The organism is Oceanispirochaeta sp. M1 (assembly GCF_003346715.1).
Taxonomy (GTDB): Bacteria; Spirochaetota; Spirochaetia; order DSM-2461; family DSM-2461; genus Oceanispirochaeta.
On sequence record NZ_QQPQ01000027.1, the window covers coordinates 34698 to 51677 of the forward strand.

The 16980-nt window shown below is 42.7% G+C and carries 15 protein-coding genes; 7 read left to right on the forward strand and 8 right to left on the reverse strand.

Going from position 1 to position 16980, the window contains the following annotated elements:
• Positions 1–63 precede the first annotated feature (63 nt).
• Both DV872_RS17755 and DV872_RS17760 read left to right on the forward strand, forming a co-directional pair.
• Positions 64–1791 carry an ABC transporter ATP-binding protein gene (locus tag DV872_RS17755; RefSeq protein ID WP_114631293.1) on the forward strand — a complete coding sequence of 576 codons (1728 nt, stop codon included), beginning with the start codon at positions 64–66 and terminating at the stop codon, positions 1789–1791.
• Positions 1788–3857, forward strand: a complete 2070-nt coding sequence (locus DV872_RS17760; protein WP_114631294.1) for an ABC transporter ATP-binding protein — start codon at positions 1788–1790, stop codon at positions 3855–3857. Before DV872_RS17755 ends, DV872_RS17760 begins: the two co-directional genes overlap by 4 nt.
• Positions 3858–3866: 9 nt before the next feature.
• On the opposite strand, the gene proB is transcribed toward DV872_RS17760, so the two are convergent.
• Positions 3867–4655 (reverse strand): glutamate 5-kinase, encoded by a 789-nt coding sequence (gene proB / locus DV872_RS17765; RefSeq protein WP_114631295.1) that lies wholly within the window; start codon positions 4653–4655, stop codon positions 3867–3869.
• Between the two features lie 142 nt (positions 4656–4797).
• Here proB and DV872_RS17770 point away from each other — a divergent pair, with 142 nt between their 5' ends.
• From DV872_RS17770 to DV872_RS17780, 3 genes are read left to right on the forward strand one after another with little or no spacing between them, the layout of a single operon-like run.
• The gene (locus DV872_RS17770) at positions 4798–5997 is read left to right on the forward strand and encodes a M20 family metallopeptidase (RefSeq protein WP_114631296.1); all 1200 of its coding nucleotides are present in this window, start codon (positions 4798–4800) and stop codon (positions 5995–5997) included.
• The gene (locus DV872_RS17775; RefSeq protein WP_114631297.1) at positions 5997–6977 is read left to right on the forward strand and encodes a carbohydrate kinase family protein; all 981 of its coding nucleotides are present in this window, start codon (positions 5997–5999) and stop codon (positions 6975–6977) included. The genes DV872_RS17770 and DV872_RS17775 overlap by 1 nt, the downstream gene beginning before the upstream one ends.
• Positions 6958–7872, forward strand: a complete 915-nt coding sequence (locus tag DV872_RS17780; RefSeq protein ID WP_114631298.1) for a pseudouridine-5'-phosphate glycosidase — start codon at positions 6958–6960, stop codon at positions 7870–7872. The genes DV872_RS17775 and DV872_RS17780 overlap by 20 nt, the downstream gene beginning before the upstream one ends.
• 129 nt (positions 7873–8001) lie before the next feature.
• On the opposite strand, the gene DV872_RS17785 is transcribed toward DV872_RS17780, so the two are convergent.
• Positions 8002–8553: a TetR/AcrR family transcriptional regulator gene (locus DV872_RS17785; RefSeq protein ID WP_114631299.1), complete on the reverse strand. Its 552-nt coding sequence runs from the start codon at positions 8551–8553 to the stop codon at positions 8002–8004.
• 440 nt (positions 8554–8993) lie between these two features.
• Between DV872_RS17785 and DV872_RS17790 the strand changes: the two genes are divergently transcribed.
• Together DV872_RS17790 and DV872_RS26640 are read left to right on the forward strand one after the other, a co-directional pair.
• On the forward strand, positions 8994–9428 hold the full coding sequence (locus tag DV872_RS17790) for an adenylyltransferase/cytidyltransferase family protein (RefSeq protein WP_114631300.1): 435 nt from the start codon (positions 8994–8996) through the stop codon (positions 9426–9428).
• Entirely contained in the window at positions 9425–9589 is a 165-nt protein-coding gene (locus DV872_RS26640) for a hypothetical protein (protein WP_158547036.1), read from the forward strand. Before DV872_RS17790 ends, DV872_RS26640 begins: the two co-directional genes overlap by 4 nt.
• An 8-nt stretch (positions 9590–9597) precedes the next feature.
• On the opposite strand, the gene nadA is transcribed toward DV872_RS26640, so the two are convergent.
• The 6 genes from nadA to DV872_RS17820 all read right to left on the reverse strand — a co-directional run bounded on the left by nadA (position 9598) and on the right by DV872_RS17820 (position 16951).
• Positions 9598–10611, reverse strand: a complete 1014-nt coding sequence (gene nadA, locus DV872_RS17795; protein WP_114631301.1) for a quinolinate synthase NadA — start codon at positions 10609–10611, stop codon at positions 9598–9600.
• 85 nt (positions 10612–10696) lie between these two features.
• The gene (locus DV872_RS17800; protein ID WP_114631302.1) at positions 10697–11809 is read right to left on the reverse strand and encodes an AI-2E family transporter; all 1113 of its coding nucleotides are present in this window, start codon (positions 11807–11809) and stop codon (positions 10697–10699) included.
• A gap of 117 nt (positions 11810–11926) precedes the next feature.
• On the reverse strand, positions 11927–12697 hold the full coding sequence (locus DV872_RS17805) for a hypothetical protein (RefSeq protein WP_114631303.1): 771 nt from the start codon (positions 12695–12697) through the stop codon (positions 11927–11929).
• Between the two features lie 66 nt (positions 12698–12763).
• Positions 12764–14938 carry a sodium-translocating pyrophosphatase gene (locus DV872_RS17810; protein WP_114631304.1) on the reverse strand — a complete coding sequence of 725 codons (2175 nt, stop codon included), beginning with the start codon at positions 14936–14938 and terminating at the stop codon, positions 12764–12766.
• Between the two features lie 69 nt (positions 14939–15007).
• Entirely contained in the window at positions 15008–15907 is a 900-nt protein-coding gene (locus tag DV872_RS17815) for a tetratricopeptide repeat protein (RefSeq protein WP_114631305.1), read from the reverse strand.
• Positions 15908–16951 carry an MlaD family protein gene (locus DV872_RS17820; protein WP_114631306.1) on the reverse strand — a complete coding sequence of 348 codons (1044 nt, stop codon included), beginning with the start codon at positions 16949–16951 and terminating at the stop codon, positions 15908–15910.
• Positions 16952–16980: the final 29 nt, after the last annotated feature.

Below are 16980 nucleotides of genomic sequence, written 5' to 3' on the forward strand. Positions count from 1 at the left end.
TAAAACATTCAGGGCAGCCTTTGGGCTGTCCTTTTTTATTATGTGCGGGTATATTTGTTAGATATGCTAAAGGAATACAGAACCCTCTACCCCTATTATAAAAAATACAGACTTCAGTACATTGGCGGGCTTTTCTTTCTGATCATAACAAATGCCGGTCAGCTGCTGATCCCCCAGTACATAAAACGAACACTGAATATCATGTCATCAGGATCTGCTGATAGAGCCGAAATCCTCAGACTTGTTCTAACCATGTGCGTTATTGCCCTGGTTATAGCTGTGGGACGTTTTTTCTGGAGAAAGTTCATCATCGGGGCATCCAGAAAGATCGAGAAGAATCTAAGAGCACAGATTTTTCATCACCTTCTAAACATGAGCTCCACCTTTTTCGGAAAACATAAGACCGGTGATATCATGGCCAGAATGACTAATGATATGAAGGCAATTCGTATGGCCAGCGGCATGGCTCTGGTTGCATTTACCGACGGTATATTCATGACCATAGCAATTCTATGGATTCTGTTTTCACAATATCCCAGACTGGCAGCCATAACAATTATTCCTCTTCCTGTTATTACAGTTCTTGTTTTGTTTATGGGATCATTTCTCGGGGATATGTTCCGGAATGTTCAGGAGAGATTTTCAGACCTTACGTCCCGAGTTCAGGAGAGCCTCAGCGGTATTCGGGTCATCAAAACTTTCCGAAAGGAAAATGCGACCCTCAGCAGCTTTGACAAAGATAATAATAATTATATAAAAGCCAATATCCGTCTTGTTAAAATCTGGGGATTCATGATGCCCATCGTAGGCTTTCTTACAGGCATGACAGCCTGTCTTCTTCTGTTCTTTGGTGGAAGAATGGTCATATGGGGAACTATGCAGGCCGGCGACTTTGTGGCTGTCATGAGTTACCTGGGAATGTTGACCTGGCCGATGATCGGAGCAGGATTTACTGTTAATCTTCTGCAGCGAGGTGCTGCATCACTAAAGAGGATCAACTCCATTCTCAATGAACAGGCAGATATCAGGAACTGTGCTAATCCCGTAACTGTACCGGTATTTGAAAAACTGAAAGTTGAGAAACTTGATTTTTCTTTTGGTGATACAGATGTTATCAGACAGCTGGATTTTGAACTGAATGCCGGTGAGACCATCGGAATACTGGGAAGAACAGGTAGTGGAAAAAGTACACTGGTCAACCTTTTCCCCCGTATACTGGACAGCACGCCGGGGCGAATAAGCTACAATGGTATTGATCTGCATGATCTTGAATTATCTCAACTGCGTAAGTCTTTATCCATTATTCCCCAGGAAACTTTTCTCTTCTCTGCCACCATCGAAGAGAATATCCGATTAGGAGCCCCCCATGCCTCGGAGGAAGAGCTGCAGGAAATCATTGAACTGACGACTCTGGACAGAGATCTAAAAAACTTTCCACTGGGACTGGCGACTCAGGTCGGCGAAAAGGGAATCAGTCTTTCGGGTGGTCAGAAACAGCGTATAGCACTGGCAAGAGCTCTTCTCTCCAACCCGCAGCTTCTGATTCTGGATGATGCCCTCTCTGCTGTTGACACAAAAACAGAGGAGTTCATTCTTTCCCGATTTTTTAAGAAACGTGAGGATTTAAGCAATATCCTGATCTCACACAGAGTATCAACACTGATGAATGCCGACAGGATCATTGTGCTGTCAGAAGGGGCTGTCGAACAGAGCGGTACACATGAAGATCTTATTGCCTCCCCCGGCCTGTATCAGAAAATATATAAACTTCAATCATTGGATAAATCATGAGTGAAAATAAAAAAGCAAAAGACTTTGATTCAGGAATAATCCTGAAACTACTCCGTTTTACTAAGAAATACAGACTCTGGTTTGTTGCGGCAGTCATTGCCCTTTTATTTTCCACAGTTGCAGAACTGGCCCTTCCCATAATACTTCAGAAGAGTATTGACCGGAATATTATGGCCAGATGGGTGTGGATAGACAGCTCTTTGGAGTACAGCGATCTGCCTGATGCGGATGAATATCATCACTCGGAAGACGGACGTATTTTTCTACTGGTCAGTGATCTGAAGGGTATTAGCAGCAGTGACAGGGTGAAAATCAAAGCTGAAGCCATGATGGCCTCTGAAGAGTGGTATGTATTTCCGGATTCTGATATTGATCCGGCCCTTCTCTCATCTCTCCATGAGCGAACAGTTCTTGATAACTCTTTCAATGCCATACCCATGAGGATACTTAAGCAGCTTAACGGTGAGGACCGCAAAGCTCTGAGAAGTGATGATGTAGTAAGATTGAAAAAAAGAGTGATTCAGTACTTTCTTCTTCTCATGGTTATACTTGTTTTCTCATTTGTTCAGATAATGACCATGGCCTGGACCAGCCAGGGAGTCATGAAAGATATACGGCTGACAATGTTCTCTCATATCATGCATCAGTCTCTGAGCTTCCTGGGAGATACTCCAGTGGGTGCTCTGGTTTCAAAAATTACAAGTGATGTGGAGACCATAAACGAGTTTTTTACTTCAGTTACAATCTCCATGCTAAAGGACATTGCCATTATGAGCGGTGTCATTATCACTCTTTTTATCCTCAATCCTCTGCTGGCGGGAATCACGCTCCTGACCCTTCCCCCCATACTCATAGGCTCAATATTTTTCCGTAATAGAGCCCGGAGCGCCTACCGGAAACAGAGACATTGGATATCAAGGGTTAACAGTTTCCTATCAGAACATGTGGCCGGAATGGAGATCATTCAAATATTCGGTAAAGAGAAATCCACAGGGGATCAATTTAATAAAGATAATGAGGAACTCCTCAAGGCCTCAATGGCTGAGATGTATGTCTTTGCCGTATTCAGACCCATGGTTGATCTGTTCACATCCGTCTCCCTTGCTGTAGTCATCTACACTGGATCTATCATGCTGAACAGACAGGTTCTCTCTCTGGGAATACTGATAGCCTTTATAGATCTTATACAGAAGTTCTACAGACCTGTGATGGATATGAGTGAAAAGTTCTCAATAATGCAGTCAGCCATGGCCGGCGGCGAGAGAGTCTTTTCATTACTTGAGGAGGATCACAGAATAGCTGACAAAGGAGAACTTGAGGACGAAAGAATACAGGGCGAAATTGAATTCAGAAATGTATGTTTTTCATATAGAGAGGGAGAACCTGTACTCAAAGATCTCTCCTTCAGGGCAAAACCCGGAGAGACCATCGCAATTGTAGGCTATACAGGGGCGGGAAAGACAACAATCGCCTCTCTGGCAACACGCCTCTGGGATATTGATTCCGGACAGATTCTTCTTGATGGAAAACCTCTGGAGAATTACAGCCTCTCCCATCTCCGAAAATCTATTCAGTCGGTACAGCAGGATGTTTTTCTCTTTTCAGGATCATTGAAAGAGAATATTACTCTGGGTTCTGAAATGAGTGATGAAGATCTGAGAAAAGCTGCATCAACAGTACAGGCGGACAGGTTTATTGATTCCTTGGAAAAGGGATATGAGACTGAGATCCAGGAAAGAGGTAAAAATCTGTCAGGAGGACAGAAACAGCTCCTCTCCTTTGCACGAGCCGTTGCCCATAATCCGGCTGTTCTCATATTGGATGAAGCGACTGCCAATATTGATACAGAAACTGAAAAGCTTATCCAGAAGGCTATGGACAAACTCCTCGAAGGGAGAACATCACTGGTTATTGCCCATAGAATAAGCACCATACAGAGGGCTGACAGGATACTGGTTCTTTCCGAAGGTCATCTTCTTGAGTCTGGAACCCACAAAGAGCTGATAAGTAAAGAGGGACTATATTATAATCTGTATAACTATCAGTATGCGGCAGGAGAATCCTGAATAGAGATATCAGGGAACAAAGATAGTTCCCGGATATTTACCTTCCAGGAGGCCGGGGATCAGGTTTTTTCTTTTTCCATTGGCCAGAATCATGGGGATACCGTATTCATTCACCTTACAGGCAGCTTCGATCTTTGTGAGAATACCACCGGTGCCGAAATCACCTTTACTGCCAATCTCTATTTTCTGACTCAGGGCTTCAGCCTCTTCAATAACTTCGATCAGTTGTGCATCGGCATATTCACCGGGATCCTTATTATAGACTCCGTCAATATCACTCATAATAAGCAGAAGATCTGCATTCCATAGATTTGCAGTCAAAGCTGCAAGATTATCATTATCACCGATTTTTATCTCATCTACAGAAACAGAGTCATTTTCATTAATGATTGGTATGACTCCTTCATCCAGTAGTGTGAACAGGGTATTTCTTATATTGAGAGTTCTGTTTGGATCACTGAAGTCATCTTTGGTCAGTAGAATTTGTCCTATAACAAAACCGAATTCCTTCAGTTCTTTTCTATAAGAATCCATCAGCTCCACCTGTCCGATGGAACAGAGAGCCTGCTTGTAATGCAGATCTTCCTTCCGTTTCCATTTTCCCAGGGTCGATACTCCTGCAATTCGTGCACCTGAGGAGACGATAACAACCTGACAGCCCCTGGTTTTCAATATATTTATCTGAGAAGAGAGATCCTTAAAAAAGTCACGATTCAGTGTTCCGTCTTCCCGGGAAAGAGTATTACTCCCGATTTTTAGTACAACTTTTCTGCTGTTATTAAGAACTTCCTGAAGCATCTAGATCTCCTATACCTTTTATTCGCTCAGGGCCTGAAGGCCAATACATTGATATTGAGATTATCATACAGGAAAACAGCTGCTGTGCAAACTGTGCCTGACAGCTTGCTAAGGAGGAGATCTCTACTTATAATGAGACTCTATGAATGAGAATAATGACACAGTTCTTCAAGAGGCCCGGGATCTTCAGGATACTATGATCGAATGGCGCAGACATTTCCACCGGAATCCTGAAACTGCGCTTGAAGTGCCTGAGACAGCAGCCTATATCATTGATTTTCTTAAAAGCAATTTCATTGAGATTTTAAGTGATACCCCTGGACACACTGTTATAGCAAAAATAAAAGGGAAAAGCAGCGAAAACCCTGTAGGTCTCAGAGCGGATATGGATGCTCTTGAGATACCGGAAAATACCCGGCTGCCCTTTGCCTCCAAAAATAAAAACAGAATGCATGCCTGCGGTCATGACGGACATATGGCCATGCTGATGGCAGCGGTTCTTCTTCTTAAGAAAAGAGAGGATGAACTGCCTCAGGATACATATTTCATCTTTCAGCCCGGAGAGGAAGATCCCGGAGGAGCTCTGCCTGTTATGGAATCAGGAGTTCTTGATTCTCTTAAGGGTATATTCGGCATTCATCTGGATCCTCAGCTGCCCTGCGGACAGGGAGGCATCAACCATGACAGAGCCATGGCCTCTACCGACAGCTTTAACATAGTTCTCACCGGAAAGGGCGGTCATGCAGCCCTGCCCCACCAGTCAGTTGATCCCATTGCCATATCAGCTCAGGTGGTGAACTCTCTTCAGTTTATAGTGAGCAGACTCATCGACCCGGTGCAGCCTGCGGTCCTGACACTGGGAAGTATACATGGTGGATACAGGCCGAATGTCATCCCCGACTCAGTTTCTTTGTCAGGAACCATCAGAACCTTCTCTGAAGAAATCCGCAAACAGATACAGCTTGAGATAGAGAAGACGCTGAGCATGTACTGCAGCCGCTATAAAGCAAGTTATACCTTCGAACTTATCCCGGGTTACCCGCCATTGATTAATACACCCGAAATGAGTTCCTTTGTACTTGAAACATCAAGATTACTGAATGATGATTTTATTATGGAAGAGTTGCCTCAGCCCCGAATGGCAGGTGAAGACTTCAGCTACTATTTACAGAAAATCCCGGGAGCCTTCTACTGGCTGGGATGCAGAAATGAAGAGAAAAATTGTATATTCCCCCTTCATCACTCCTGTTTCAATATGGATGAAGACGCCCTCCCCCTGGGAGCCGTAATGCACTGTCTCTGTGCTCTTAATTTCCCGTCTATCCTTAAGGAGCAAACTTGATGAAAAATCTATTTACCAGAATTGAAGAGGCTCAGATTTCCAGAATAAAGCTGCTATACATCGGCGGCTTCAATCAGGACATACAGATGCAGGCTCATCGTCGTCTGATACCTGGAGATTCAGTACCGGGGATTATAAAACGCTCACCCGGCGGAGTTGTCAGAAATATTGCCGAAAACAGCAGTCTCCTTGGTTTAAACTGTTCTCTTCTGAGTATCTGCGGAGATGATGAAGCCGGAGAGAGCATTCTTAAAAGGACCGAAACCACGGGTGTTGACTGCAGCCCCTGTATAAAGATGGAAAATGAATCGACCTGCATATACTCGGCTCTTCTCAACGAAGAAGGTGAAATGATTTATGCGGTCAATCAGATGGATCTGATCAATAAACTGACACCATCATTCTTCGAATCCCGCAGAGAGGATCTTGAGAAGCAGGATCATTTTGTACTTGACACCAATCTTCCCAGAGAGAGTCTTGATTATATCTGTCATACTTATCCTGATAAAATCATTCTGGTTGATCCCGTATCCACTGAAAAATTCGGCAGATTAAAGGGACTTCTCCCATATGTAAATACCATCAAACCAAACAGGATAGAAGCTGCCAGCTACACAGGAATTGATCTTAACTGTGATGCCGACTATTTCAGAGCCTGCGAAAAACTTATTGAAGAGGGAGCCGCCAGGGTGTTTATTTCCTCCGGCAGCAAAGGCATCTTTTCAATGGACAAAAATCAGAAGGCACTGATTCCTCCGTTGAAACTTAATCCTCTCTCTGTTACAGGTGCGGGAGATGCCGCCTCGGCAGCACTGGTTCTTGCCGGACTCGCTGAACTCTCTGCTGCTGAATCCTCATGGCTGGCAAATCTAAGTGCCGCAGCATCTCTTCTGAGTACCAGAGCCATAAATGAAAACCTTTCAATTGATTTACTGAAAAATATTTCCAAGGAGTATGAATATGAACAGCAGTTATCTTGATATAAAAGAAGAAGTGGCTGACGCACTGGCTGAAAAAAAGCCTGTATTAGCACTGGAATCTACAATAATCTCCCATGGTATGCCTTATCCGGAGAATGTAGAAACAGCTCTGAAGGTTGAGAAGATCGCAAGAGAGGCAGGTGTAATTCCTGCAACTATCGCCATAATCGGCGGCAGACTCAAAGCCGGACTCAGCCTTGATGAAATTGAATATTTCGGGAAAAAAGGTACGGCTATTCACAAAGCCAGCCGGCGTGATCTTCCCTATCTGGTTTCCCGGGGAGAAGACGGAGCCACAACCGTTGCCTCCACTATGATCATTGCCGGTATGGCCGGAATTCCCATCTTTGCCACAGGTGGAATCGGCGGCGTACACAGGGGGGCGGAAAACAGTTTTGATATATCTGCCGACCTGCAGGAACTGGCACAGACTGATGTGGCTGTTATCTGTGCAGGTGCAAAATCAATACTGGACCTTGGACTGACCCTGGAATATCTTGAAACACATGGTATTCCTGTTCTTGGTTACAAGACCGAAGAACTTCCTGCTTTCTATACACAAAAAAGCGGCTTCAAGGTTGATTACTCTATGGAGAGCCCCGCAGAAATCGCCGGATTACTGAAAGCAAAATGGGAGATGAATCTGAAGGGCGGCGTTGTGATTGCCAATCCCATACCCGATGAGTTCTCCATGGACCCTGAAGAGATCAACTCTGTTATTGAGACCGCTTTGAAGGATATGAAAAAAGACGGGGTCAAGGGGAAGGAATCAACACCCTACCTGCTTTCCAGAATTGCTGAACTTTCAAAGGGAAGCAGTCTGCACAGCAATGTAGAGCTTGTTTTCAACAATGTAAGACTCGCCAGTCAGATAAGCAGAGAATATTACAAATAGTATGATTATTCTGACAGTCAGTCATAGAAACCCTGGGGCAAAGACTGTCTGGGCATAAAAAAAGGCTGTTCCTCCGTAAAAGGAACAGCCCTGTTTTTCATATAGCTTTTTAGATAATATATAGAGTTATCAGGAGGCTACACGTTCAATCATATCTGACATCATGAACTGCAGGAAGTTTTCAATAACTTCAGGAGAATTCTTCTTCTCTGTCTGCAGAATGGTCCTCAGACCATGGAGAATAGCGGATGCAACGGGTGCTGCAAGGCTGGACTCTTTGTTGTTTTCTTCAAGTACATCTTTAATAGTGGACTGAAGAAGTGCGTACACATTATCAAGAGCTTTTTCATACTTTGATCCGGAGGAACCGGCAGAAAGTATAAGCCATTCGATTCTGTACTCTTTCTGAAGATCTTTAAGACTCTGAAGAAGCCAGGAAATCTTGTCTTCTTCAACTGTCTGAATTTCTTTCTTCAGATTCATAAGTGATTTGTAAAGGGGCTCAATAATTGAACCGAACAAATCTTCTTTGTTCTTATAGTAACGATAAAGGTTACCAACTGTCATTCCAGCGGATGAAGCAATGGCTCTCATTGAAGCTTTTTCAAAGCTCTTTTTCCGGAATTCTTTCCTTGCAGAGGTTACGATTCTCTGTCTAACGGATTCTTTTAATACCTGCATGTAATGCCTCCAATAGTATTTTCAAATCATTTTTTAATAATATATACCTAACGTTCGCTATTAGCAAATAGTGAACAAAACAGCTTCTTCACATGCTGTTCACACATTTATCATACAATGATCAAATATGACAACAATTGTCATATAACACACTTATAATAAAAGGGAAAATAGTGATTAATCATTCATTTTCTACTAATTAAGACAAAATCAACCTAATTATGTTACGGCTTATTTATTCAACTCATGAATAAATGGCAATTTTCTTTACATAAATTACACAAATTATTTTTAAATAAAGTATATATATCTTAATATATAAAAATATATATCATATTTACCTTTTAAATCAACTGTTTATTTAATTAAGAACCCTCAATAACATGACTACTCAGAGTAGGTTAAAAAGTGTTATGATCCAGTAATAAGGTAGATAATTAATGAAAACATCACTTGTGTTCGGAACTTTTGATGCTATACATCCGGGACATGAATATTTTTTAAAACAGGCATATGACTTTGGACAGCGGCTGATAGTGGTTGTTGCCCGTGACAGCTTTGTGTATTCCTTTAAGAAAAAGAATCCTCTCCATGATGAGATAAGCAGACTCCACTATATCCAGAATCATGAACTGGTCACAGAAGCCTGCCTGGCAGATGAGAAAATCGGTTCATTTTCAGTTCTGGAAAAAATCAGGCCCGACTATATATGTCTGGGCCATGATCAGGATGCTCTTGCAGAGTGTCTTCATAAGTGGATGAAGGAATCAGGAAATCATTATCATATTAAAAGAATAAAACCCTTTGAAAGGCATAAATACAGCTCCACCCTTCTAAACAGACTAAAAGGACAGTTTCAACATGAAAAAAGATGACAATTCTTTTTTCTACTGCTGTTTATGGGCAGGCCAGCAGTCAGCACCGACAGATGATCATAATACCATTTTTCTCATATGAGCATTTTTCCGGGGTAAAAAGCCGAATGGACAACCATGGCGGGCGGCGTATTGTCCATTACAGCCGTATTACTTATTAATAGAAAGATCAGGATTCTGCGATTTCAAACATCCGATTAATACATTTCAATGCATTGTCCTGAATATCATCATCAATCTGAATAGAGTCTTCGGGTTTTGGATCTTTAAGAACTCTCAGAATACCTTCCAGAGTATTTGATTTCATATATTTACACAGTGAACAACTGCCTACGAAGTGTCTTCCAGGGAGTTCGGCTTCTACTCGTGAAATAAGTCCGCACTCAGTCAGCATAAGAAAATGCCCCTCTTTATGCTCTTTAACATAGTTATAGAGCTGTGAAGTACTTCCTACAAAATCTGCATGTTCTACGATAGATGGTCCGCATTCAGGATGAACCATTACAGTCAGGTCATCATAACGGGCTCTCAACGCCTCGACCATGGAAGGTTCATACTCTTCATGTACATAACAGCTGCCGTTCCAGACTTTTATATCTTTTTTAACACCCCTGTTCTCCATCTCATCAATGATATTCTGTCCCATCAGACGATCGGGTACAAAATAGATTTTATCAGAAGGATATTTTTCTACAATGTTGTACACATTTGAAGAGGTGACACAGGCATCACATTCCGCTTTTACATCAGCATTGGTGTTGATATAGCATAGAAATGCATAGTCAGGAAACTCTTTCTTGAGTTTTCTAACATCTTCACCTGTAATACTGTCTGCCAGAGAACAGGCAGGATCTGACCCGGGAATAAGTACTTCCTTGTCGGGACTCAGAATCTTGGCAGTTTCACCCATAAAGCGCACAGCCGCAAAAATGATCCTTTTCTGATCAGCATTTTTTGCAATCTTGCTGAGTTCGTAGGAATCTCCTACATAATCAGCTACAGAATAGAGAATATTTGATTTAACATAGGTATGGGCCAGAATGACAGTCTCTGTCTTTTTTTTAAGGTCTTCAATCTCATTGATAATGGGAAGATATTTTTCGCATATAGTCCTCAGGTGCTCCTCCGGCATTTCACCGAATTCGATCCTGCTCAATTTTTCAAATAATCCATCAACAGTCATGTGAGTTTACTCCTAACTTTATAAAAGAACATTATATGAGAATAATCCGGTGGATTCAATAAGTCCATGAGTCGTACATGAAGCTTTATGAATCCTTCTTCTTTCTGTTTTTGAATATTTTTTTAAAAAAAGATTCCTTTGTTTCTTTTTCTTCAGGTTCAGCTGAACCCATTATTCTGGCAAGGACACTCCATGAGCTGGATTTTTCCAGTATAAGCTTAAGGGTCACCGATAGAGGTACTGATAGCAGCATACCCGGGATTCCCCAGATAACACCCCAGAATACCAGACCGAATAGTACGGCTACAGTATTAAGGCGCAGCCTGTTTCCCATGATTTTTGGATCCAGAAAATTACCGATAATCAATTGATTTATCCCTAAAAGAAGAAAGAGGAGAAGAAACTCATTGTAGGTTTCCAATAGGATAAGACCCATAAGAGAGGGCAGCAGAGTAGCAATAATTGAACCTATGCTGGGTATGAAATTCAGAATAAATGTAAGGAATCCCCAGAAAAAAGCAAATTTCAAACCCAGCATTGTACAGATCAGCCAGGCAATTGTTCCGGTCACAGAACTGATTGTTGTTTTAATAATCATATAAGTAGAGATATTCTGTTGAATCTTTTCGTAATCCTCAAGATAAGAATTCTGATCACCACCGACATAACGTATAAAATGTTCATACCTGGACATACCGGGAAGGAGAAAAATAAAATAGAGGGTAAACATCAAAAAAGATGATCCGAAACTGCTTGCCCCTTTCAGTAATCCGCCAACAGCGGATGTCATCATATTTTTATTTAAAAGGTTATTCAGTCCATCCTGCAGAACTGCAGCATCTATATCAAGATAAGGTATCTCTCCCAGGAGTGCAGCAATGGCTAAAAATCTGTCATGAAGCTGAGTTATAAGATAATCCTGCTGATTTATGATTTCATTTATTGTTGAAATAAAGACATTAGCAACAACAAGAATGATCCCCAGTGTCATCACCACGATAAGAACGATACCCAGCCCTTTTGGAAAATGCTTCTTCTCCAAAAACATAATAAGAGGAAGATAGAGAATACTCAGCAGAAGTGCAAAAACCAGAGGCAGCAAAATCCCGGCAAGAGATTTCATGATGAATAGAGCCGCAATAGCCACCAGCATCAAAAGAAGATTCCTTATCAGGAACATTTCCTTGTGTATTTCCATCTATCCCTCCGTTGCGAACTATCAATTATTATATACAGAGCTGAGTAAATAACAATATGAAAAAAAAGTAGCCGGCTTATTCAACAGCCGACTACCAGATAAATAAAATATATTAACTTAGTAAATCAATGCTGATTTTGCCCAGTCATAATGATTCTTTTTAAGAGCATCACGGTCGGGCATGGGGTACATGACAATCCCCGTATCACTTGAAACATACAGTCCCTCACCCAGAATCTGGTAGAAGGATGTATTGAAATTGGAACGGTCGACAATTTTAGTCATCTTCCTTTTTCCGGACTGAAGAGACTGAATACAGTCTTTAAGATGATCCAGATTCTTGTCATAGAGATTTCCGACATTACCGGAATTCTCTATATCGTCAAGATTGCCTACTCGCAGGTCTGCAAAAAGAATGCTGGGAGCATGAACCTTGTTTACAGGATCGGTCATATAATCACCATAGTTTTTAGGGTCCAGTGAACTTACAGCCAGAGGTGACATGGGACAGTACTCTCTGTAGAGGGCAAATCCGGGCCAGTTTGCAGGGGCCTTGTACTCATCCTTTTCAATGGCCAGTGAACGTCCGTCTTTAGTAACCAGATACATTGTACCCAGTGCTTCAAGGGGAACATTTTCAAGGGCTCTGTAAACTGAGAGATAGAGTGATCTTTTAGGTCTTCCGTCGGAATGAGGATTACATTTCTTTGCTGCGAAATCCCAGTCAAAGAAATCACCGAATCCTCCTTCCACTTCAATAAACATCAGCTGCTCCGCAGCCGCTTTTGTATCACCAAGAGCCATATAAGCTCCGAATTGTTCGGGTTCTAACTGAGAAGCTACCATCGCTTCCATGGGAAATACTGTCAGATAGTAATGTACAGCCATATTCTTCTCCTTCTGATAACCGGTATCTCTCATAAAATTATAAAAAATACCGGTTGATAAGTTTAATTATAATGATATCAATGAGCTCAGCAATGAAAAAAGGTTGAATTTGCTGAAAATGGAAACTGAGATCAGGGAGATAACTGCCATGATCTTGATCAGGATATCCAGAGAAGGACCGACTGTATCTTTGAGGGGGTCTCCTACGGTATCACCGATTACTGCGGCTGAATGGGCATCAGATCCCTTGCCACCGTAGTGACCGTTTTCCACATACTTTTTACCGTTGTCCCAGGCTCCTCCTGCATTGGCTGTAAAAAGAGCCAGCATGATGGCACTGAGGGTTGTTCCGATAAGAAGACCACCTACAAACTCAGGTCCGAAGATAAATCCGCCACCCAGGGGTGTGACCACTGAAATAAGTGCAGGAATTTTCATCTCCTTAAGTGCACCTGCAGAGGAGATTGAGATGCATTCCCTGTAGTCGGGAGTCTCTTCTCCGGTAAGTATACCAGGATGTTCTGAGAACTGACGACGTACTTCCTGTACCATTGCCCGGGCTGCATTTGCAACAGACTCAATAAGAATACCTGAGAACAGATAAGGGAGAGCAGCACCCACAAGAGCACCGGCCAGTGTCATCGTGTTGATCATATTAAGAACAAGATCAACACCTTCGGCCGCCTTGGGACCTGCCTGAGCATAGAGGTAGGATGCAAAAAGAGACAGAGCAGCAAGTGCAGCAGATCCGATTGCAAAACCCTTGCCGATTGCTGCGGTTGTGTTTCCTACAGCATCAAGCTCGTCAGTAATTTCTCTTACTTCAGGATCAAGATGAGCCATCTCGCTGATTCCCCCTGCATTATCTGCAATGGGACCGTATGTATCAACAGAAACTGTCATTGTTACAAATGAGAGCATACCGATAGCAGCCATGGCCACACCGTAAAGACCCGCAACAGAGTGTGCAGCAATAATAGCAACACCCAGTGTGATTACAGGAGCAATTACAGATTTCATACCCACAGCCATACCCTGGGTAATTGTAAGAGCAGCACCTTCCATGGAAGCAGCTGCAATGCCCTTTGTGGGTTTGTAGTCATAACTTGTATAACGTTCAGCCATCTGGCCGATCAGAATACCACTGACAACTCCCAGTACAGCACAGATCCAGGGAGAGAGAGCTCCAAGCTGAAATCCAGCTGCAGACAGATCCATTCCCCTGAAAACAAGCCAGGTCAGAACAGCATTGATTGTAATAGTAAGCCCTGCAGCAATGAATGTTGCCTTGTTCAGCTCCGCATGGGGTTTTGCAGAGACATTACTTTTCAGAAGAATAAAGATTCCCAGCATGGATGAAACAAGTCCGGCCGCAGCAAAAATAATGGGAAATGATATTAGTTTGCTTACAAGCTCAGCTGAAACGGGATTATCAGAGTGTCCACTGGTAAAAAAGATGTAGGAAGCCAGAACCATTGCTGATATTATGGCTCCTACAAAACTTTCCAGAAGGTCTGAACCGAGACCGGCAACATCACCTACGTTATCACCAACATTATCGGCGATGGTAGCAGGGTTACGGGGGTCATCTTCAGGAATCCCTGCCTCAGTTTTTCCTACAAGGTCGGCACCCATATCGGCGGCCTTGGTATAAATACCTCCACCCACACGGTTGAACATAGCGATGATGGAACATCCCAGTGCATAACCGGAAACGGTCATTGTAAAGGGAATATCATTGATTCCGAGCCAGTTTGTTTTGATCACCAGGTGGGAAGGATCAACCTGCCCCAGCAGAACACCGAAGACATAGTAAACAATAGCCAGTCCCAACAGAGCAAAACCACCCACACAGAGACCCATTACAGATCCACCCTGGAAGGCGACCTTCAATGTGGCACCGATATCTTTGGTTTCATTGGCAGTGTTTGACACCCGGACATTGGATATAGTGGCAATTTTCATACCTATCCATCCGGCACTGGCGCTCATAAAGGCTCCAAGGATAAATGCCACACTGGCATACCAGGAGACGACCACAAGCAGCAGTGCTGCAATTACAATAACAATTTTCAGGATCAGGGAGTATTCAAGACGCAAAAATGCGTCTGCTCCCTCCTGAATTGCACTGGCAATTGACTGCATCTCTTCGGATCCCGCACTTTTTTTCTTAACGGCGGAATAGTTGATAGCAGCGAACGCCAATGCACCGATGATTACGATTACAATAAATCCAAACATATGTGCATCCTTTTAAAACATATTTGTGTTGGATTTATTTTATCGGAGATGGATTGTTGTGACAACAGATCAAAAGATATCAGTTTCCTGGAAAAGGAGAGGACTGTTTAAACCATTCTTGAGTTTTTCAACGAGTACGGGGGGTACTTCCTCCCGTACTCCCTTATATACCAGATACGAACGTTGAAAATAGTGATTTGCATTTTCATTCTGACCGCTTTTCTCATAAATAAGAGCCAAAGCATACAAATCCTGTGCAATGGCAGGAGTATTCTCAATAAATTTATCTTTCTGTAAAGCCAGATACATTGAATCTATGGCATCAGCCTCTCTTCCGCTCAGGGATAGTATTGATCCCCGGATATAATAATCACTGGCCAGCTCAGCAACATAATGCTGCTCTTCATCGAGGGAAAGGGCATTTTCTATAGATTCAAGGGCTTTTTCATAATTCTTCATTCTTTTGTAAGCCGCGGCCTGAATTCTCCAGCTCTCTCCCACTTCTTCAGACTTCTCTGAATCTATAAGAGCAATCACAACCTCAGATTGTTCTATAGCCTTCTGTGGACTCTCATTGAACAACAGCCATTCACTCTTTCTGTTACCTACAAGAATCAGTAAAGTTGTATTATCAATATCTTTCAGGAGCTCTTCTGCGGCATCCATATACTCCAGTGATTTATCACTCTCTCCGATACGGTCAGCACTCCGGCTCAGGTGTACAAGAGATCGAATCATCCCCTCCCCCCAGTCCACAGAAGCAGCAAGACTAAAGGATGATTTATAAAGGGTCATGGATGATTCATAGTTCTTCCAGCCGTACTCATTATGCCCCTGACTCAAAAACAGTGCTGACTGCTCTTTTTTCTCATTCACAGCGGCAAGCCGCTCTTCCTTGGGAATGGATGAACAGGAACCGAGAATAATTGAAAAAACCAGTATTGATAGGAAAATTTTTATTATTTTCATCTAGAACTCCTCATCCCGAAGTGTTCCATGCTGATAATCGGCAGAAGCTTCTTCAGAAATTCCCTTTCTTAGCAGAGGATTGTTTGAAAGTCCTTCAAGAACCTTCTTACCTTCCTGAATAGCACTGCTGGTTTCATCAAGGACCATATTGAGTTCGGGTGTGATCCCCTTAAGATCATTGGTCATGGAACTGAGATTCTCAAGATTGGTTTGAATCTCCACAAGTATGCCTATAAGGTGCCCATAAAGTTCATTATCATCATTGAGTATGGTTTCAAGTGAACCGCTGGGGTCCAGGAGAGTTGGAATAAGCCCCGTCGGATCCTCCAGTTCCACCATAAGGGTACTCAGGGAATGAGTCATTTTCTCAACTTCACGGAGAATGGCTTCCACCGCAGGTAGAATTGTATTAAGTTCGGATGTTGTATCTTCCAGGTTCACCAGCATACCGCCCAGTGGAGTCGCCTGGTTTCCGGCTAGAGCACTTTCAACCTGATCCATAATTCCTGTCATGGAGGCTATCATGTTATCAACACCCAGAAGTATGGGGTTGATATTTTCCATAATGGCATTTATTGCATCTTCTCCACCCGGTTTGTCCACTTTATCACTGGCTAAGAGAGCCTTCCCCTCTTTGGATTGGTTAGAGGGGATATAACTGAACTCCACAAGAGCATCATCATTCACAATACCGGGATAAAAATTCAGACCGCCTCCAAGACCAAGAGGGTTTGTTGCCAGTTCCAGGACCGAACCTTCGGTCACTTTCTCAATATAGGTGTCATAAATAACCAATGTGACATCTACCTTATTATCTGAATTGAGGGTAAAGCTTTTTATCTTTCCTATTTCGAAGCCGCGGAGCTTCAGAGGCATCCCGACACTCAGTCCGTTTGCAGAAAAGAAACGGGAGAAATATTCATAATCCCTGGCAAACCATCTTCTATTGATACTTGTCACCACAAGTGATGAGCTGAGAAAGACTACGGCTACCAGAATAAATAAGCCGACAAATTTATCAGCATGCCTGAATCCGAATTTCATATTACTTACCTTTCTCTATTATAGTTTTA